This window comes from Phytobacter sp. V91 (assembly GCF_965644225.1).
Classification (GTDB): Bacteria; Pseudomonadota; Gammaproteobacteria; order Enterobacterales; family Enterobacteriaceae; genus CBFFRJ01.
This window is the reverse complement of record NZ_CBFFRJ010000066.1, coordinates 1-19,539: the sequence shown is the minus strand read 5'-3', so window position 1 is coordinate 19,539 and position 19,539 is coordinate 1. Positions and strand designations below refer to the sequence as shown.

The 19,539-nt window shown below is 54.6% G+C and carries 17 protein-coding genes and 2 pseudogenes; 7 read left to right on the top strand and 12 right to left on the bottom strand.

Annotated features, from left to right (window positions below; translation table 11 throughout):
• On the top strand, positions 1-900 hold the full coding sequence (locus ACSZO4_RS14555) for a DMT family transporter (protein WP_437889754.1): 900 nt from the start codon (positions 1-3) through the stop codon (positions 898-900).
• Positions 901-935: 35 nt separating this feature from the next.
• Here ACSZO4_RS14555 and ACSZO4_RS14550 read toward each other — a convergent pair whose 3' ends face one another.
• Both ACSZO4_RS14550 and ACSZO4_RS14545 read right to left on the bottom strand, forming a co-directional pair.
• Positions 936-1,598, bottom strand: coding sequence for a DUF3313 domain-containing protein (locus ACSZO4_RS14550; protein WP_437889752.1), 663 nt, complete (start codon positions 1,596-1,598; stop codon positions 936-938).
• A gap of 133 nt (positions 1,599-1,731) precedes the next feature.
• Positions 1,732-3,327, bottom strand: a pseudogene (locus tag ACSZO4_RS14545) (ABC transporter substrate-binding protein).
• Positions 3,328-3,569: 242 nt separating this feature from the next.
• Between ACSZO4_RS14545 and pepT the strand changes: the two are divergent.
• Positions 3,570-4,799 (top strand): peptidase T, encoded by a 1,230-nt coding sequence (gene pepT, locus ACSZO4_RS14540; protein WP_437889750.1) that lies wholly within the window; start codon positions 3,570-3,572, stop codon positions 4,797-4,799.
• Here pepT and tehB read toward each other — a convergent pair.
• Entirely contained in the window at positions 4,796-5,389 is a 594-nt protein-coding gene (tehB, locus tag ACSZO4_RS14535; protein WP_437889748.1) for a tellurite resistance methyltransferase TehB, read from the bottom strand. The genes pepT and tehB overlap by 4 nt on opposite strands.
• Before the next feature lie 137 nt (positions 5,390-5,526).
• Between tehB and ydcK the strand changes: the two genes are divergently transcribed.
• Complete coding sequence (gene ydcK, locus ACSZO4_RS14530; RefSeq protein ID WP_437889746.1) at positions 5,527-6,507, top strand: YdcK family protein; 981 nt, start codon at positions 5,527-5,529, stop codon at positions 6,505-6,507.
• An 18-nt stretch (positions 6,508-6,525) separates the two neighbouring features.
• On the opposite strand, the pseudogene ACSZO4_RS14525 reads toward ydcK, so the two are convergent.
• From ACSZO4_RS14525 to ACSZO4_RS14500, 6 genes and pseudogenes are all read right to left on the bottom strand, one after another.
• A pseudogene (locus tag ACSZO4_RS14525) lies at positions 6,526-6,825 on the bottom strand (type II toxin-antitoxin system RelE/ParE family toxin).
• Positions 6,812-7,063 carry a type II toxin-antitoxin system ParD family antitoxin gene (locus ACSZO4_RS14520; RefSeq protein WP_437889744.1) on the bottom strand — a complete coding sequence of 84 codons (252 nt, stop codon included), beginning with the start codon at positions 7,061-7,063 and terminating at the stop codon, positions 6,812-6,814. The pseudogene ACSZO4_RS14525 and the gene ACSZO4_RS14520 overlap by 14 nt, the downstream one beginning before the upstream one ends.
• A gap of 90 nt (positions 7,064-7,153) precedes the next feature.
• Complete coding sequence (rimL, locus tag ACSZO4_RS14515; RefSeq protein ID WP_437889742.1) at positions 7,154-7,708, bottom strand: 50S ribosomal protein L7/L12-serine acetyltransferase; 555 nt, start codon at positions 7,706-7,708, stop codon at positions 7,154-7,156.
• Positions 7,709-7,756: 48 nt separating this feature from the next.
• Positions 7,757-9,412 carry a glucan biosynthesis protein D gene (locus ACSZO4_RS14510; protein ID WP_437889740.1) on the bottom strand — a complete coding sequence of 552 codons (1,656 nt, stop codon included), beginning with the start codon at positions 9,410-9,412 and terminating at the stop codon, positions 7,757-7,759.
• 330 nt (positions 9,413-9,742) lie between these two features.
• A complete protein-coding gene (locus tag ACSZO4_RS14505; RefSeq protein WP_437889738.1) occupies positions 9,743-10,522 on the bottom strand; it encodes an ABC transporter substrate-binding protein in 780 nt (259 codons plus the stop codon).
• 12 nt (positions 10,523-10,534) lie between these two features.
• A complete protein-coding gene (locus tag ACSZO4_RS14500; RefSeq protein WP_437889736.1) occupies positions 10,535-11,704 on the bottom strand; it encodes a pyridoxal phosphate-dependent aminotransferase in 1,170 nt (389 codons plus the stop codon).
• Between the two features lie 112 nt (positions 11,705-11,816).
• Between ACSZO4_RS14500 and ACSZO4_RS14495 the strand changes: the two genes are divergently transcribed.
• Positions 11,817-12,659 carry a LysR family transcriptional regulator gene (locus ACSZO4_RS14495; RefSeq protein WP_437889734.1) on the top strand — a complete coding sequence of 281 codons (843 nt, stop codon included), beginning with the start codon at positions 11,817-11,819 and terminating at the stop codon, positions 12,657-12,659.
• Here ACSZO4_RS14495 and ACSZO4_RS14490 read toward each other — a convergent pair.
• Positions 12,656-14,164, bottom strand: coding sequence for a carboxylesterase/lipase family protein (locus ACSZO4_RS14490; protein ID WP_437889732.1), 1,509 nt, complete (start codon positions 14,162-14,164; stop codon positions 12,656-12,658). The genes ACSZO4_RS14495 and ACSZO4_RS14490 overlap by 4 nt on opposite strands.
• Positions 14,165-14,205: 41 nt before the next feature.
• Entirely contained in the window at positions 14,206-15,549 is a 1,344-nt protein-coding gene (hglS, locus tag ACSZO4_RS14485) for a 2-oxoadipate dioxygenase/decarboxylase HglS (protein WP_437889730.1), read from the bottom strand.
• A 291-nt stretch (positions 15,550-15,840) separates the two neighbouring features.
• On the opposite strand from hglS, the gene ACSZO4_RS14480 reads away from it, so the two are divergent.
• The 3 genes from ACSZO4_RS14480 to ACSZO4_RS14470 all read left to right on the top strand — a co-directional run bounded on the left by ACSZO4_RS14480 (position 15,841) and on the right by ACSZO4_RS14470 (position 19,399).
• Positions 15,841-16,764 carry a LysR substrate-binding domain-containing protein gene (locus tag ACSZO4_RS14480; protein WP_437889728.1) on the top strand — a complete coding sequence of 308 codons (924 nt, stop codon included), beginning with the start codon at positions 15,841-15,843 and terminating at the stop codon, positions 16,762-16,764.
• Between the two features lie 93 nt (positions 16,765-16,857).
• Complete coding sequence (locus ACSZO4_RS14475) at positions 16,858-16,983, top strand: hypothetical protein (protein ID WP_437889726.1); 126 nt, start codon at positions 16,858-16,860, stop codon at positions 16,981-16,983.
• Between the two features lie 118 nt (positions 16,984-17,101).
• Positions 17,102-19,399, top strand: coding sequence for an FdhF/YdeP family oxidoreductase (locus tag ACSZO4_RS14470; RefSeq protein WP_437889724.1), 2,298 nt, complete (start codon positions 17,102-17,104; stop codon positions 19,397-19,399).
• Positions 19,400-19,448: 49 nt separating this feature from the next.
• Here ACSZO4_RS14470 and ACSZO4_RS14465 read toward each other — a convergent pair.
• On the bottom strand, positions 19,449-19,539 hold a 91-nt coding region (locus ACSZO4_RS14465), incomplete at its 5' end, for an IS3 family transposase (RefSeq protein WP_437889772.1).

The following is a 19,539-nucleotide window of genomic DNA, read 5'->3' as shown; positions in this document are numbered from 1 at the left end:
ATGAACGCATTTTTGTATTGTCTGGTGGTGGTAATCTGGGGAACGACGTGGATTGCGATTTTCTTGCAGCAGGGTCCGGTGCCGGCGCCGGTGTCTATTTTCTGGCGCTTTGCGCTGGCGAGCATCACCCTGATGACGGTGTTGATCGCCCTGCGTCGGCTGCGCGCGCTGAGCCTTCAGGACCATCTGTTTTGTATGCTACAGGGCTGCTGCGTCTTTGGGTTTAACTTCATCTGCTTCTACACCGCGGCTGCGTGGATCAATACCGGGCTTGAGTCGGTTATCTTTTCCATGGCGGTGCTGTTCAATGCCATCAACAGCTTCCTGTTCTTTGGCCAGAAGCCGCCGTCACGCTTTTACCCGGCAGCCGCCCTGGGTATTTGCGGAATCGTCACCCTATTCTGGGACGATCTGCTCGCCAGCGGTTTTAACAGCACGCAACTGTTGGGTATTGGCCTTTCGCTGCTGGGCACTTTCGGCTTCTCGCTGGGGAATATGCTGAGTTTACGCCACCAGCGTAAAGGGCTGGAAACCATGACCACCAACGCCTGGGCGATGTTGTACGGCACGCTGGTGATGGGGGCCATTGCGCTGGTTCGCGGCGACAATTTTACGCCGGAGTGGAGCATCAGTTACCTGGGCGCGCTGATCTATCTGGCGATTTTCGGTTCGGTGATTGCCTTTGGCGCCTATTTCACCCTGGTGGGCAGGATCGGCGCCAGCAATGCCGCCTACAGCACCCTGCTATTTCCACTGGTGGCGCTGAGCTTTTCCACCCTGTACGAAGGATATAGCTGGCACCTGAACGGTATCGTCGGCCTGCTGTTGATCCTCAGCGGCAACCTGGTGATGTTTGCAAATCCCGGTAAGTTTTTACTGCGTTCCCGGCTGGCATCATGACCTGTTGCGCCATCCTGATGGATGGCGCCAGGGTGTTATTTTCTGAACACATCAAACATGGTGGCATCCGTCGCCATGTCATCCACCACTTTTCTCAGCGTCTCCACGGTTATTGGCGTATTTTCATTGCTCAGGTCTCTACCTTCTGCCTGACGAACCACTTTAATCACCGGTTTATTGGTTTGCGCATCAATCAATTCCCCTTCGAAGAAAAGATGGGTATTCATTGTGCGATGGCCTGTCGCCACCTGCGCGCCAGCCACCACCAGCGCGACCGGCAACACTTCATAGAACTGCATTCCTTGTTTACTGCTGTCGACACCGGTAATTGCCCCATGGAATATCAGACTGCGTGCACCCGGCGACGTCACCAGCGGTTTACGCTGGGCGGCAGCGGCTTTCAGCTTGCTGTTGGTGTAGGCGAGCAGCCCATCAAGCGTTTGCTGGCTGACCTGACCGGTAGGTTTCGGCACGGGATAATAGACAACGGGATGAAAAACAATGCTGTCGTATTTGCTGTCATCAAACGACGGGTCGACCCAGCGTAATACCGGCTTGCCGCTGGCTGAGGTCGTTTTTTGCAGGCCTGAATAATCTTTTAAGAAACCGGAAAATTGCGCCGGTTGAGTGACCTTTGATCCACAGCCTGCGAGCGCGAGCAGCCCGCCCAGAATTGCAACTTTATATAGAGTCCGCATGGAAAGCCCTTTTATGTGTAGATGCCATAAAAGGTATAGCAAACAGGCAGGAACCATGCTGGTGAAAAATGCAGCGACTCGAAGGTGACAATAACAAAACGCCGGTGCCCTTTCGGACACCGGCGCAGAGCCTTTATTTATTCACATCCACCTGGTAGAAAATATGTTTGCCAAAGGGATCGATTTCATAACCTTTTACCTCTTTACGCACCGGTTCGAAAATCGTCGAATGGGCAATCATGACGGCGGGCATTTCATCATGCATCATCTGCTGGGCCTGTTTATATAAGGCCGTACGTTTGCTGAGATCAGTGGTGGCTTTGGCTTCGGCAATAATTTTATCAAATGCCAGGTTACACCATTTGGCTGAGTTGGAGCCCCCCTGCGCCGACTGACAGGTAAAGAGAGGACCGAAGAAGTTATCCGGGTCACCGGTCGCGGTGGTCCAGCCCATCAGCGCGGCCTGATGCTCACCGCCCTTCACCCTTTTGAGGTATTCACCCCATTCGTAGGTGACGATTTTGGCCTTGATCCCTACTTTCGCCCAGTCAGCCTGGATCATTTCGGCCATCCGTTTAGCGTTCGGGTTATAAGGGCGCTGGACCGGCATGGCCCATAAATCGATGATGGTTCCCTCCGCCAGACCGGCTTCTTTCAACAGGGTTTTGGCTTGCTCAGGAGAATATGCGTAGTCCTCAAGCTCGCTGTCAGCGCTCCACACTCCCGGCGGCAGCAGATTTTTAGCCGCCGTCCCGGTTCCCTGGAAAACGGCATTGATGATCGCTGGCTTATTGATAGCCAGCGCCAGCGCCTAGCGTACTTTCACATTATCCAGCGGCGCTTTTTGGGTATTAAAGGCGAGGAATCCGGTGTTTAATCCGGCCTTACTCATAAGCTGAATATCTTTGTTCTCTTTCAGGCGCGGCAAGTCTGCCGGATTAGGGAACGGCATCACCTGACATTCATTTTTTTCAAGTTTAGCTACCCGCACCGAGGCGTCAGGGGTAATGCTGAACACCAGCCGATCGATATTGGCCTTGCCCTGCCAGTATTCCGGGAAGGCGGTAAACAGAATGCGTGAATCTTTCTGGTACTGGGCGAGTTTAAAGGGCCCGGTGCCAATCGGCTCCATATCCACCTTCTCCGGGGTGCCCGCTTTGAGCATCGCATCGGCGTATTCTGCCGACAGAATCGATGCAAAGTACCAGGCCAAATCTGGCACAAAAGGCGCTTCCGGATGGGCAAGCGTAAACCGCACCGTATTATCGTCAATCTTATCGATGGCGGTGATTAGTTTGCCGAATTCCAGGCTTTCAAAGTTCGAGTAATTACCGCTGGAGACGTTGTGATACGGGTGCTGCGGATCTTTCTGCCGCATAAAAGAAAAGATAACGTCGTCGGCATTAAAATCCCGCGTCGGCGTGAAGAATTTATTGCTCTGGAACTTCACCCCTTTGCGCAGATGAAAGGTATAAACTTTGCCGTCGTCACTGACATCCCAGCTTTCTGCGAGGCTCGGCTGCAGCTCAGTGGTACCCGCTTTAAAATCAACAAGGCGGTTATAGACCGGGACGGCGCTGGCGTCCACACTGGTGCCGGAGGTATAAAGTTGTGGGTTAAAGTTTTCCGGGCTGCCTTCTGAGCAGTAAACCAGCGTTTTTGCCGCAACAGGGGAGCTCACCGCCAACGCAAGGAAGGCCAGTGCAAATGTTGTCTGTTTGCGAGTCATCGATTTTCCTTTCATTTTCTGTCCGTGTGCCAAATAGTGCTTGTTGTTTGCCTGTTCATAAATAACATTAAAGTCATACGGCAAGCACCTGATATACCCAAAATAATTCGAGTTGCATGCAGGCGGCAACGCAGCGAGTCCCCGGGAGCTTACTGGAGTAAGTGACCGGGGTGAGCGAGGAAAGCCAACACACAGGCAACTTGAAGTATGAGGGGTATAAATCGAATAAAGAAGGATTCACTATGACATCGACTCTGAGCAGTCAATTAACACAACGCTTCTTCCGCTACCTTGCCATCACCAGTCAGAGTGACCCAGGCGCGACCACCCTGCCCACCACGCCAGGCCAGTTCGACATGGCGCGACTTCTGGCCCAGGAGTTACAGGCGCTGGGATTAGAGGACATTGTGCTGGACGAACATGCCACCGTCACCGCCGTCAAAAAAGGCACGGTTCCGGGGGCGCCAAAGGTCGGTTTTATCACCCATATTGATACCGTGGACGTGGGGCTGTCGCCGGATATCCATCCGCAGATACTGCGTTTTGAAGGTAAAGACCTCTGTCTTAATGGGCAAAAAGAGATCTGGTTACGCGTCAGCGAGCACCCTGAAATTCTGGCCTATCCCGGGGAGGAGATTATCTTCAGCGACGGCACCAGCGTGCTGGGCGCCGACAATAAAGCAGCGGTGACGGTGGTTATGGCGCTGCTGGAAAACCTGCGCGCTGAAGACCAGCACGGGGATATCGTTGTCGCTTTTGTGCCGGATGAAGAAGTGGGTTTACGTGGCGCTAAGGCGCTGGATCTGAAGCGATTTGACGTTGATTTTGCCTGGACCATCGACTGCTGCGAAAAAGGCGAAATTGTCTTTGAGAACTTTAATGCCGCCTCAGCCACGATCCATTTTACCGGCGTGACCGCGCATCCCATGTCCGCCAAAGGCGTGCTGGTCAACCCATTGCTGATGGCCATGGACTATGTCGCCTGTTTCGACCGCCAGCAGACGCCGGAAAATACCGAAGGTCGCGAGGGTTACATCTGGTTTAACGGGATGGAGGCCGTGCAAGGCCACGCGCGCCTGAGCGCCAGCATCCGCGATTTCGACCTGTCGGGTTTCGAACAGCGTAAAACCCAGCTTCGCGAAGTCGCAGAGAAGATCGCCGCCCAGCACCCCACGGCGAAAGTCGACATAGAGATTAGCGACATCTACAGCAATATCAGCAACGCGCTGGGTGAAGATCGACGTGCGGTCGATCTGCTGTTCGAGGCGATGGAGACACTCGGTATTACCCCGAAACCGACACCGATGCGCGGAGGCACCGACGGCGCAGCACTCTCCGCGAAAGGATTACTGACGCCAAACTTCTTCACTGGCGCGCATAATTTTCACTCGCAGTTCGAGTTCTTACCCGTGAAATCCTTCGAGGCGTCGTATCAGGTCGCCCGCACGCTTTGTCTGCTGGCCGCGCGTTAAGCTTTACGCGCCAGCAGCGTGGCAAAGCGCAGCTTGATACGGTTTCCACTGGCGTCGGTGCGGTGTAACTCGCCGACGTCTTCATTATATTTTTCGATCTCCCAGCCCGCATAGTACTGGCGCAGCTCATTCTCTTTAAACGCGAACGGAAAACCGACGCTGCACGGGAAATCCGCCGTATCCATCGCCACAACAATCAGGTTATATCCACCCGGTTTAGTGCAGCGCTGCATGTTGTCGATAAGCCCCGGAATGGTGCTGGCTTCCAGGAACATCAGCACCACGGTGGAGAGAATAAAATCGTACTCGCCGTCAAAATTCAGACTATTGAGATCCACCACCGCCGTTTGCAGGTTGTTGATCCCTTCCGTCTGGCGAATACTTTCAATATTGTTGATGCTCATGGGATTTTTATCCCATGCCGTTACCTCATAACCGTTGGCCGCAAGATATAAACTGTTGCGTCCGTTACCGCAGCCCAGATCGAGCGTTTTGCCCGGTCTGGCGAACCTCACCGCATTCAGCACCTCGGAGTGGGTGCGGGTTAAGCCATATTGTTCAGTAAAGTAGTTTTCATCAAAACTGGTCATACCGGTTCCTTTTGGCGCATTTTTTGTCCACGCGCTATATAAGTTGCATTTAAAATGCATTTTATTGTTTTTTATTCTGAATAGCCAGTATCGCAAAATTTGCTACGTTTATCCTGAGCAAACAATGGAATCAGCGAATGAATAAATACCGTCTCAGCGATGATTGCCGCAGCTTCAGCTATCAACTTAACGGCGAAAAACAGAGTCTGTCCCTGCGCCAGATTATTGCCCTGAAGGATTTCGGCGACGTCTCTGCCGGCAGTGCGGGCGGCTGGGTGGACAGTGAAGAGGTGCTTTCACAGCACGGCGACTGCTGGATCTATGATGAGAACAGCATCGTCTTTGCCGGTAGCCAGCTACGGGACAATGCCCGCATTACCCGGCCCTGCGTAATTTGCCACCATGTCATTATTGCCAATAACGCCTGGATTGACGGATCGCAACTGAGCCATGGGGCGTTAATTAGTGACAACGTCACGGTTCAGTCCACCACCGTCCGCGGCCACTGCCATCTTTACGGCGACGCGCGTATTTTACACGGCTGCGAAATCATCGCCGCGCAGGGATTGACGCCGGATAATGCTCTGATCCTGCAAATTTATGACCGGGCAACACTCACCCACACGCGCGTGCTGCATCAGGCACAAATTTATGGTGATGCCATTCTTAACTATGCCTTTGTTGAGCACCGCGCTGAAGTGTTTGATTTCGCCATTCTTGAGGGCAACGAACTCAACGATGTCTGGGTCTGCGATTGCGCCAGCGTCTACGGTAATGCGCGAATTATTGCCGGACGCGAAGAGGATGCCATTCCCACCCTGCGCTACAGCGCGCAGGTGGCGGAACATGCGCTGGTGGAAGGCAACTGCGTGCTTAAACACCATGTGCGGGTGGGCGGACATGCATGGTTACAGGGCGGCCCTTTGCTGCTGGATGACGACGTCATCGTGCAGGGCAATGCCCGGATCAGCGGCAATGTTATCCTCGAACAGCATATTGAAGTGACGGATGAGGCGCAGATCAACGCCCGGCAAGGTGACAGCATTTTGTTACGCGGCAGAAAAGTCATTAACGGAGCGCAGCATATTACCCGCACGCCGGTTGCCGGGCTATTCTGAGAGACACTCCGGGCTGGCTTATTCAGGAAAGTCGAGTATATCGATGTCCATAGACTGGTGAATGACGCGTGAAATGAAGATATCGTCACCCTGTGATATGTAGTAGACAGAGTGTTTTTTGAACTCGAAACGCCGCATTCCGGCACATATCCAGTCACATTCCCGACCAATCCAGTGCGATGCAGCTAATAGCTCGAATGTTTTCTTTAATTCATCGTGATAACATTTAGCCTGTTGGTGACCAAACTGTCAAATTGAGTAACGTGCAATATCTAATATATCTGCTTCAGCCAAATCAGAAATATTATATTTTGGCATTATCTACGTCCCTGACCGCCCTTTCAAAAATATCATCCATGCTGTTTTCGCTGACCGGAGAATTCAGACCTGCCAGCACCATTTCACGAACGTTCTTAATACGTTGCTCGCGAGCTTCCATCAGACGTAAAGCATCGCGGACAACTTCGGATGAGTTACCGTAACGGCCAGACTGGAGCATGTCACTGACGAATTGGTTGAAGTGTTCACCGAGGGTAAGGCTGGTTACTCGTGCCATAAAGATCCACCGTTTAATGTCATACTAAGTAATACAAGCATAGCAAGATTATGTGATGGTCACCAGTTAAGCAGGAATAACCAGACCGGGCTATTCTGAGCCAGCGGTCAGGATGCGACCATAAATATTCTGGTCGTGGTACTCCCCGTTGAGGAATTCGGCCTGACGCAAACAGCCTTCGAGAATAAAACCATTACGTAAAGCGACCCTATTGCTGGCCGCATTCGCCACCCGGCATTTGATCACAAAGCGGCGCACCTCGCCACGACGGGCGTAAAAGGCCATAAAGGCCTGTAACGAAGCGGACAAAATCCCCTGCCGCTGACAATCCTGATCGAGCCAGTAACCGATATAACCCGTTTTATTGGTCGGTTCGATAGCATTAAATGACAGGATGCCAACCAGTACGTTGTCGTTGAGGATAACGAACATTTTGGCGTAACCGCGCTGATGCAGCATCTTATTGCTTTGCGCAGTCTGCCGGGTCTGCTCGATGGAAGTCACATACTGCGGCCAGTTGAGAAAGTGCTGTAGCCAGGCTTTGTTCTTGATAATCAACTGATGCAGGTCCGCAACAAAATGTTCATCAATGGCCTGCAATTCAATGTGTTCGTCGACCACGATCAAACTGTCGGTGGTTGTCATGATCTCTCCGTGTATCAGATCCTCCCTCTTGCGAGGGAGGCGTCAGATTTAGCGCATAATACGATCGTCGACGTAATTGCGCTTGTCCGCTGCGGGCGGGAAGTAGTGATACAGCCAGGTTTCGCTGATGGCCTGGCCCTGGCAGCGCAGGAACATACGCATATCGACGGTGTCGGTGGAGTCCGATGTCGGGTACCAGTCAAACTGGATACGGTAACCATCGAAAGGTTCAACATACAGGATCTCAATCTGCCGGGCTTCGCCGCTGGAGAGGGTGATCACCGGCTCAATGCCGCGTGGCGCTGCCCTTTTTAAGTCTCCGCCGACAAAATCAATGGCGAAACGGCGGGCCCATTTGTCCGGATAATGCTCGCCCGGCGCCCAGCCTTCCGGGAAACCGCCCATACCGGTGCGGGTGGCATAAACACGGGCAACAGGTGAACGCACCGGCGGCATCGCGCTCCAGTAGAGGCGATACTGGAAGGTCAGTTCATCACCCGCACGTACCGGTTTTTCCGGCTGCCAGAAGCAGACAATGTTATCCAGGGTTTCACCGGTGGTGGGGATCTCCATCAAACCGACGGCCCCTTTACCCCATTTGTTACGCGGTTCGACCCACAGGCTTGGGCGCTTGTTGTACCAGCCCATAATATCCTGATAGTGGGTGAAATCGCGGTCCAGCTGGAGCAGACCGAAGCCTTTCGGGTTGTTGTCCTGATAGGCATTAAACTGCAATTTTTGCGGGTTGTTCAGCGGACGGCAAATCCACTCGCCATTGCCTGTCCACATCGCCAGACGGTCAGAGTCATGGATCTGCGGGTGGATCGTGTCGCAGACGCGGCGCTCATTGTTGCCGCAGCTGAACATGCTGGTCATCGGGGCAATCCCCAGTTGCTTGATGTCCTTGCGCGCATACAGGTGGTTTTCCACCTCCATGATCACCTGACTCTTCTCGCAATGGATCACGAACTTATAGGCACCGGTCAGGCTTGGGCTGTCGAGCAGGGTATAAACCGTAAAGCTGGTATCGGAGGCTTTGGCGGTTTCGAACCAGAAGGAGGTAAAGTCCGGGAACTCTTCCGGCGTATCGGTAAAGGTGTCGATCGCTGCGCCGCGGGCGGAAAGACCGTACTGATAAGTGCTGTCAACGGCACGGAAATAGCTCGCCCCGAGGAAAGAAACGATGTCACGGCGAGCCAGTTCAGGCGCTTTAAACGCGCGGAAACCGGCAAAGCCCAGATCGCTCTGACCTTCCAGTTGTCTGGTATCCACCCCGGCATCGTGATAGTTAAACAGCTCCGGGCGGAAGTGAATTTCGCGCGCCTGTTTACTTTCCGGGTCGAGGGAGAACATGCGTACGCGGCGACGGAAGCCCATACCGACGTGGAAAAACTGCACGTCCAGTTGACGATCTTCAACATTGTTCCACAGCGAATGCGCCGCATCGTACTGAATGCTGTTATAAGCCTGCGGCGTCAGATTAGCGAGCGTTTCCGGCAACGGTCGCGGAGCCCCGCCCCAGGGCTGCTGGGCAAGATCATGGGCCATCGATTGCAACACCGAGAAATCGAAACGACGGCTCTGACCATCAGCGATAGTGGAATCCGCAGCAAACGCAGCGCGGGAGAAAAGAGAAGCTACGCCGGTCGTTCCGCATGCTGCGGCCAGTGCCATTGAAGCTTTTATAAAACGTCTGCGGTTCATGCCTTAGAATACGTCCTTCTGGTCGTGAGATAACATTTCGCGCACGGGCGAAACAGCGGCAAAACATGTTCTTATATGAGCGCTCATCCTAGACAAATTCAGTTAAGAATCCAATTGTTGGATGGCCAATATCTGCGCAAAGCAGTAAATATTTTCTGTCGATGGGACCATCCCGAAAGGGACGTAAAGATGTGTATAAGCGAAGGCGCTGAATTGAACAGTCATGAACTGACAGGGAGATGAAAAATGACGCATTCTGCTTGTCGCAGCAGTAGCAGAAAAAAGCCCCTGCCGGACATCGGACGGCGGGGGCGATAAAATCAAGGCATTTTATTTTGCACTGACACTAACATCGATCCCAGGGAAGTATTTCTCCGCCAGGGTTTTGATGGTGCCGTCAGCACGTACTTTATCAATTGCAGCATCAAGCTGCTGTTTGGTGGCCTCGTCACCTTTACGCAGCCCAAATCCGATCCCGCTACCGAGGATAGTGTCGTCAGAGACGGGTTTACCGATAAAACCGAACCCTTTGCCCTGAGGCTTGCTGAGGAAGCCTGCCTGTCCTGCCGCAGACATCACCAGCGAAGCATCGATACGGCCATTCAGCAGATCGCTCCATGCCATATTCTGATCTTTATAAGACACCACGGTGACACCCTGCTTCTCCCAGTGCTCTTTGGCATAGGTTTCCTGAATAGAACCCTGCAATACGCCAATGGTTTTGCCTTTCAGCCCTTCCGGCGTGGCTTCCATACCGGCGCCTTCTTTGCCCACCAGTTGGGAAGGAATGCGGTAGACAGGCTGGGTGAAGTCGATGCTTTTACGCCGTTGATCGGTGATGTTCATCGCCGAGTTAATGGCGTCATATTTTTTGGCCGTCAGGCCCGGGATCAGCGCGTCAAAGGAGGTTTCAACCCAGCTACATTTCAGCGCAGCGGCTTTACAGATGGCATTGCCCAGGTCGATATCAAAACCTTCCAGCTCGCCGGAAGCATTACGGCTTTCAAACGGTGGATACTCCGCCTCAAGCCCATAACGCAGCTCAGTGGCGGCAAATGAAGAAAATGAGCAAAGCATGCCCATGCCCAGAAAGAGTGCTTTCAGTTTCACAATTAACGCTCCTTAGCGTGGCTTAACACGACACAGGGCCTGCGCGCCTGCTCTTAACGTGGCCTCATCTTTGGCAAAAGAGAGACGGATCAATTTGTTATCAGTGCCATCAGTGTAAAACGCCGACAACGGAATGGTGGCAACGCCGTAGTCGGTTATTAATATTTTTACCATCTCGCTGTCGCTTTCAGCGCTGAAATGGCTGTAATCCGCCAGCATAAAGAAAGAACCGGCGCTGGGCAGTAAACGGAACGGCGAGTCTGCCAGCAGGGTTTGCATCAGATCCCGCTTACGCTGATAAAAGGCCGCCAGCGCCAGCCAGGTCTGAGGATCCTGCATATGCTCGGCAAAAGCGTACTGCATTGGCGTATCGGCGGAAAACATTAAAAACTGATGAACCTTAACGATCTCATCCATCAATGCCGCAGGCGCCACACAGTAGCCCACGCGCCAGCCGGTCACATGATAAGTCTTGCCAAAGGAGGAGACGATAACGCTGCGCTCCGCCAGCTGCGGGTGAGTGGCCATGCCGTGGTGCGGCTGGCCGTCAAACACCACGTGTTCGTACACTTCATCAGACAAAATTACAATGTCGGTATGACGGGTGATCTGCGCCAGCTGAGCCAGATCATCGGCAGAAAAGACCTGGCCGCTGGGATTATGCGGCGTGTTAATGATGATCATCCGCGTACGCGAGGTAATGGCCGCCCGCACTTCATCCCAGTTAACGGCAAAATCCGGTACCGTCAGCTTGATGGCGACAGGCTTCGCCCCCTGCAATCGCACAATTGGCGCATAGCTGTCAAAAGAGGGCTCGAAATAGATAACCTCATCGCCCGGATGCACCAGCCCGCCGATGGCGGAATACAGCCCCTGGCTGGCGCTGGCGGTAACCAGGATTTCGTTATCGACGTCATAGTGCGTGCCATAGAGATCGGCAATTTTCTGCGCGATATTCTCTTTAAGCCCACGCAGGCCCGTCATTGGCGCATACTGGTTATGCCCTGCCTGCATGGCGCGGGTCACACCGGCAATCAACTGAGGATCGCAGGGAAAATTGGGCGCGCCCTGAGAAAGATTAATCGCCTTGTGCTGCGCGGAAAGCTGCCCAATCACGGTAAAAATAGTCGTGCCCACATCGGGCAATTTAGAACGGGATTTCACCGGGGTACGCAGAGTCATTGTTCATCCTTTCCAGGTCAAAAGTGCATAACCATTCAAACCAAAAGACCATTGAGTGGACAATCGATTTGTTGTCATAATAGCCATGATAAAAATGCATACCGGAGTTGCTATGCCTCATCGCACCCTGCCCCTGAACGCCATCGATGCCTTTCTGGTGACCGCCCGCCACCTTAACCTCACCCATGCGGCAAAAGAACTGTGCCTGACGCAAGGGGCGGTGAGCCGCAAAATTGCCGCACTGGAGAACTGGTTCGGCTTCCCGCTGTTCGAGCGCCACGCCCGCGGCCTGCACCTGTCGCCCCAGGGCAGCGCCCTGCTCCCGGAGCTACGTTCGGCCTTCGAACATCTGCTGACGGTCGCCGGTCAGGCCCGCGCCCAGCAGACCCTGGTTCGCCTGAAAGCGCCGACCTGCGCCATGCGCTGGCTGATACCCCGCCTGCTGCACCTTGAACATGATTATCCGGATGTGCAGATAGCCCTGACCACCACCACCGACCACGGCGTGAACTTCAAAACAGAACCTTATGACGCCGCCATTGTGTTCGGGACGCACTTTAATGCCGGGGATCTGTTGTTTGAGGAGGCGCTGACGCCGGTGATGGGCGCGATGTTTGCAGGTCTTAGCGCCCTGAGCAATTTAACGCTGCTCCACCCGACCCGGGATAAGACTGACTGGTCATTGTGGCTGGCAAAGCAGGAGGATGTGCCCTTTGCCATGAAAAAACATCAACACTTCGACACCATGGATTTGGCGATCACCGCCGCCATTCAGGGGCTGGGGATCGCCATTGCCGATGAAACCCTGGTGGAGGAAGATATCCGCGCCGGACGGCTGCTCAGGCCCTGGTCGCACAGCGTAAAAACCGGGGCCAGCTATCGCCTGGTGATGCGGGAAACAGGCGACAATGCCGCCGGCATGGCTGCCTTTCGCGAAGGGCTGCTGGGGCACTAATCGAGCTTCACATGGTGGCGCATCACCCGCTTAAAGAGGCTCAGCCGGGTGCGCATAAAACGATTAACCATGCGAAATTCCGCATGTTTATTCAGTCCAATGCGTAGCAGCGCATCGCGCCTGCCGACGCTGGCCCGCCACGGCACCACGCCAGCAAGCGTAGTGCAATCAGAGCTGGCATGACGGGCAAAACTGACCCAAAAGTCAGCGATATGCGCGGCAAACGCCAGATCCCGCGTAGTAACGTAATGCCGGACAGGCTCGCTCAGAGCGAGGTTATCGAACACATAAGGGACCTCATTACCATGCCAGGCGCCATTGGCATAGGTGTCATGCTCCGCTTCAGCCACATAATCAAACCAGTAGCGCCAGCATGGCTGCCCGACACGTTGCTGCGCCTGCATAACCACCAGCCCGACGGCGGTAAACGCCATATCACGACACACCTGACGGCCCAGCGCCTCATCGCCTTTTACGCCACGATAGAGAAGCCTGATCACCCCTAAACCCAGGCGCTGCTCCCGGCGCAGCTTGCCGATCTCCCCGGCGAGGGAGACGCCAAACTCCGCCATCACGCTGGCTTCATCGCTGTTTGAGCCGACAATCACCGGCATCGGATGCTGGCGTCCGGCAAAGAAAACGTCCATCGCCGGGTGGGGTAACACGCTGTCGCCGCTGATGGGCGCGGGGGCGATTTTTAGCGGTGACGTCAGCGGCCAGAAGTCTTGCGCAGGTATGGAACGTAATTGCTCAGCAGTGGCATCCGCAAAGCCGAAATGGCTGGCGACCGCCACCCCTTTTTCCAGCGCCTGGGTGCGTGGCGTATCCGGCAGGCTGTAGCTGCTCTGAATAACCCCTTTTTGAAACAGCCCGCGAGCCAGGGGCGACGCCATCAGCGACATCACGCTGCGCGCCCCTGCCGATTCACCGAACAGGGTCACGTTAGCGGCATCGCCGCCAAAGGCGTGGATATTTTCCTGCACCCAGCGCAGGGCGGCTATCTGATCCAGCAGACCAAAGTTGCAGACGATCTCCCCTTCCTCCCCCTCCAGCGCCGGATGGGCAAAGAACCCCAGATGACCCAGCCGGTAATTGAACGTCACCAGCACCACACCCCGGCGGGCAAGAGCTTTCCCGTCATAGGGCGGCAAATCCCCCGCCCCCATGGTAAAACCGCCGCCGTGGATCCAGACCATTACCGGCAAAGGCAGAGTTCGCGTCACCGGCGACCAGACATTGAGATACAGGCAATCTTCCGACATCCTGCCCGGATCGCCTCCGGCAATTTGCGTGCAGACCTCGCTGTTTTGCCAACTGGATGGCGCAAAGGCATCCGCCACGCGCACACCAGACCAGGGCTCGGCAGGCTGCGGTGAACGCCAGCGCAGCGCCCCGACTGGCGGTGCGGCAAAAGGGAGCCCCCGCCAGACATGGCAGTCGTCATCAGTGATGCCGATAACGCTACCCTGGCGGGTTTGGGCGAACGGGGCTGCAAGGTTTTCCATCTCAACATCGTGTTGGTGAACACCCGAGCAGAGTACCTTTTTTACACCAGACCGCAACGTCGTTTACTACGATCCTCCGTCTGTTGATAAAGGGTAAACTCGTCAAGCACCTCACATCCCAGCGCCGTTTCAAACTGGGTTTTACTGGCATTACCGTGGCTTCGGGCCTGGGTTTCATTGCCCAGATTGGACTGGAAGATCCCGGCGGCACTGACCGGCAGAAAGTCTTCGTAGATGATGGGGGTGGCGCTGATCCACCCGCGCTCAATCAGCGGCTGTGGATCGTCGCCAGGCCGGATAGCCTGCCGATGAGCCTCGCCGGAGGGCGTCAGCCGGTAGCGAAAATAGGCCAGTTGCTCACGGCGCAGCAGCATTTCACTGTCCGGGAAGGGGCGAAACACGTCCTGCAAATGCAACTGATGCGTCAGGTTATCTTTCCCGGTACCGGCGTTTGCCAGCAACTGGTCATACAGCGCGCGCCCTTTCGGAGTCAACGCCACGCCGCGCTGTTCGATTTCACCGAATCGGGCGGTGTGCGTCCCGGTATGATCCCCTTTAAACTGCACGGGTTCATCTAGGGCTTTAAAACTGGTCTGTCGCAGCAGGAGCGGAACATCACGCCGTGGCGGGCCTTCAATCAATACTTTCGGCGTGATCCCATATTCCGGCATCAAAGACTGCACCCGGTCAATATCCAGCGTTCGCGGGGTTAAATGGTTGATATGACAGCCAGGAAAGCATACGACATCGGCTATCAGACGATGTTCATTGTGCAGGGCATGATAAGTCTCCTCATCCACCGTGGCCTCGCGGTGCCAGCGGAAAGTTTCCAGCGCCTGGCGAACAAATTCCGCGCCCTGCTGCTCTGTCAACCCGCCATTACGCTGATGAAGGCTAATCAGTTGCCGACACGCCGGGGTGAAAATATCCCGTTTTTGCAATATTTCTGCGGCTTTAGCTCGTAGCGACGTATTTTCAATCAGCTCCAGTCGCAACAACGAGGTAAAGATACGAAAGGGATTGCGGGCCAGCGCTGCATCGTCAATAGGGCGAAATGCGGTGGAGTGAACCGGAACACCGGCCTGCGACAGATCGTAATAGCTCACCGGAAACATCCCCATAATGGCGAAAATCTGCCGCAGGGTGGCAAGCTCTGCCGCCGTACCCACCCGAATAGCCCCATGCCGCTCGACATTGAGGCGCGCCAGCTCATCGGTATTCGCCAGTTGTTGATGCAGACGCGGATTGTTCTCCAGAACCGACAAATTAACGTCCGCCACCAGCTCCAGCAAAGTGCCGTACTGGGGGACTTCCTGCTGGTACATCGCTGACATCGCCTGCGAAAACCGTTCCCGAATATCATCAGCCGTGATGGTGTTCACCATGTTGTTTTACCTCCACTGGGTATTAGCTGGAGTGTAGGAAAGGCAGTCCGGTGCTGTGAGGGAGAATTTACAAATTGTGATCGCGGCTGAAATCAAAAAACGCTGTTATTCCGCCAGCTTGCATAACCAAAAATTATGGACATCCCCTTAAAAAGATGCGGGTAAGGTCACGCTCCGCGCAAAATGTATTTGTAACTTAAGAGGATTGAATGTTAATAATATTTTGCAATCAAGTTATCAAAATCAAACAATCTTACTTGCTACAGGCATCGCTTCGTTTTACATCATCTTATGGAAAAAAACGGTCTGTTTTCTCAGCGCATCCGCTTGCGCCATCTGCATACATTCGTCGCCGTCGCCCAGCAAGGAACCCTGGGGCGCGCGGCAGAAACCCTTAACCTCAGTCAACCTGCACTGTCCAAGACGCTAAATGAACTTGAAAAATTAACCGGTACACGCCTGCTTGAACGTGGGCGTCTTGGCGCCCAGTTGACGCTGGTCGGCGAGCAATTTCTTACCCATGCCATCCGGGTGCTTGATGCCCTCAATACCGCCGGGCAGTCGCTTAATTACCTGCCGGAGCAAAATAATGCGCTGGTGCGCATTGGCGCCCTTCCCACTGCGGCGCTCGGCATTTTGCCCGAAGTGATAGGCCAGGTGCATAAACAGCAGCCCGACCTGACCCTCCAGGTTGCCACCACCAACAATCCGATGATGCTGGCCGGGTTGAAATCGGGCGAACTGGATGTGGGGATTGGCCGGATGGCCGACCCGGAAATGATGAGCGGCTTAAGCTACGAGCTGCTGTTTCTGGAATCACTGAAGCTGGTCGTGCGCCCGAATCATCCGCTGCTGCAAACCACCGTGACCCTCAGCCGGGTGCTGGAATGGCCGTTAGTGGTTCTGCCCTCCGGCACTGTGCCACGCCAGAATGCCGAGGACCTGCTGCACAGCCAGGGCTGCACATTGCCCACCGGTTATATTGAGACTCTGTCGGCGTCGCTTTCCCGCCAGCTGACGGCCAATTTCGATTATGTCTGGTTTGTGCCGTCGGGCGCGGTGAAAAACGATCTTCGCCAGGGCTCTCTGGTGGCGCTCCCTGTCGCGCCAACGGGAATTGGCGATCCCATAGGGATTATTACCCGTATCGATGCCCCGCTCTCTGCGGGCGTGCAGTCTTTAATTAATGCGATTCGTAAAACCGTGCCGGATTAATTTCCGGCAAGCACGGAGAATAAATATCGCCTTAATAGCAACATATTCACTTAATAAGTATAACTATTAGCAAAAGTGGTTATCGAATAGATCATGGGCCGTTTGTCCGTTCTGGTTAATCTTTCACTGGAATGCGACGGCTGCATCGACCAACCTGCGGGTAGCAGTTATTCCGGCCCGGTGACCGGCAAAGTCAATATGTATGTCACCTACGACTAACAGCGGTTAAGTTTGCCATACTGTTTGTTTATAGCGCGTTTTGTTAAAGGATTGTTGATATAAATGTTGTGAATAAGCGTACACTTGTCGTTAAGTATTCTGCTGTACGGAAAATCACATGAAATTCAAAACCGCCATTAAACCTTATCACGCCGCAGCGGGTGGGCTGGGCTCACTGGAAGCCACCACCCGTTTCGTTATTGACAGTAAAAACGCGCTTAAAAATATGCGCAATCTGCTGCGCATGAACAAGGCCCGTGGCTTTGACTGCCCCGGTTGCGCCTGGGGCGATGATAATAAAAGTACCTTTAGCTTCTGTGAAAACGGGGCGAAAGCCGTCACCTGGGAAGCCACCCGCCGCCAGATCGGCGCTGAGTTTTTTGCCCAACATACTGTGGAAGCCCTGAATCGCCAGAGCGATTATTTTCTTGAATATCAGGGCCGCCTGACGGAGCCGCTGCGTTATAACCCGCAAACCGACCACTACGAGCCAGTCAGTTGGCCGGATGCCTTTGCCCTGATTGCACAGCATCTTAAGGCGATGGATAACCCCAATCAGCTGGAGCTGTACACCTCGGGTCGCGCCAGTAATGAATCCTCATACCTGTACCAGCTGTTTGGCCGCATGATGGGAACCAACAATTTCCCGGATTGTTCCAATATGTGCCATGAAGCCAGCGGCTCGGGGCTGAAACGCAGTATCGGCGTGGGCAAAGGGACGATTCATCTCAACGATTTTGACAAAGCAAATGCCATTTTCGTCTTCGGGCAAAACCCTGGCACCAACCATCCGCGAATGCTGCATAGCCTGCGCCATGCTGCCGATCACGGGGCGCGAATTGTCACCTTCAACACGTTACGTGAGCGTGGGCTGGAAAGGTTTGCCGATCCGCAAAAACCGCTGGAAGTGGTAACCCCGATGGCAGGCACGATCAGCACCAACTACTACCAGCCCAATCTCGGCGGCGATATGGCGGCGGTGCGCGGTATGGCGAAAGCGCTGCTGGAAACCCAGCGCCAGAAGCTGGCCAGCGGTGAGGCTGGGATCTTTGATGATGTCTTTATTGCCGCACATACCACCGATATTGACGGCTGGTTTGCACAAATTGATGCAACCAGTTGGGAAACCATTGAGACACAATCCGGCTTGCGGGAGCAGCAGTTACGTGATGCCGCCAGCGTCTGGCAGCACGCCGAACGGGTGATCTGCACCTGGGCGATGGGCATTACCCAGCATAAACACTCGCTGGATACGGTGCGGGAAATCGTTAACCTGCAGCTGCTCGGCGGCCACCTTGGCAAACCCGGCGCGGGGCTCTGCCCGGTGCGCGGCCATAGTAATGTGCAGGGCAACCGCACCATGGGGATTGACGAAAAGCCCTCTGCCGCCCTGCTCGATAGCCTGGCGCGGCACTTTGATTTCACTCCGCCCCGCGAACACGGCCACCATACGGTTGAGGCCATTCAGGCCATGCTGCGTGATGAAGTGAAGGTGCTTATTGCGCTTGGCGGTAACCTCGCTGCGGCAGCACCCGACACGCCGCTCACCTGTGAAGCCCTGACCCGCTGCGGATTAACGGTCTATATCAGCACCAAACTTAACCGCAGCCATTTGATGCCGGGGAGCGCATCGCTGATTTTGCCCACTCTCGGCAGAACCGAAGAAGATATGCAGGCCAGCGGTCGCCAGTATGTCACCGTCGAAGACTCCTTCAGCATGGTGCATGCCTCTGAAGGGATCGGCAAACCTTTGTCAGCCGAGCAGCGGTCAGAAACCGCCATTGTGGCGGGTATTGCCCATGCCGCACTCGGGAATGAAAAACTCGACTGGCTGGCGCTGGCGGATGATTACAACCTGATCCGCGACCATATTGCGGCAACCATTCCCGGCTTTAGCGATTTCAATGCCCGCTGCGATGAGCCTGGAGGATTCTGGCTGGGTAATGCGGCGGCGTCACTGAATTTTGCCACCCCATCAGGAAAAGCCGAATTTAGCGCAGCGCCGCTTCCGGTTGCGGTTTGCCCGGAAGCCGATGCGCCGTTTGTTCTGCAGACCCTGCGTTCACACGATCAGTACAACACCACCATTTATGGTCTCGACGATCGTTATCGCGGTGTTTACGGCCAGCGTGATGTGCTGTTTATGCATGAAGCGGATATTCAGGCTCTGGGGCTGCGCGATGGCGACCGGGTTGATATCGCAACCCTCGCCACCGATGGCATTGAGCGCCGTGTGGAAGGTTTTAAACTGGTAGCCTACGCCATCCCGCGCGGCAATCTGGCTGCCTACTATCCGGAGACAAATCCGCTGGTGCCGCTGACCCGTTTTGGTGATGGCACCGGGACTCCAACGTCTAAATCGATCCCTGTAGTTGTGACACCGTCACGTCAGGTCGATACCCTGCGTATTGCCTGATCCCTCACCCTCGCCCTTTTTGATCTGAACCCCATAACCTGGAACAGGTTCAGGTCAGAGAGCGCGACTGAGTCCGATAATTTACCGGACTCAGTCCTCCCAGCCCCATCTTTATTCTGTCGTGATTGTAGTAGCGGATG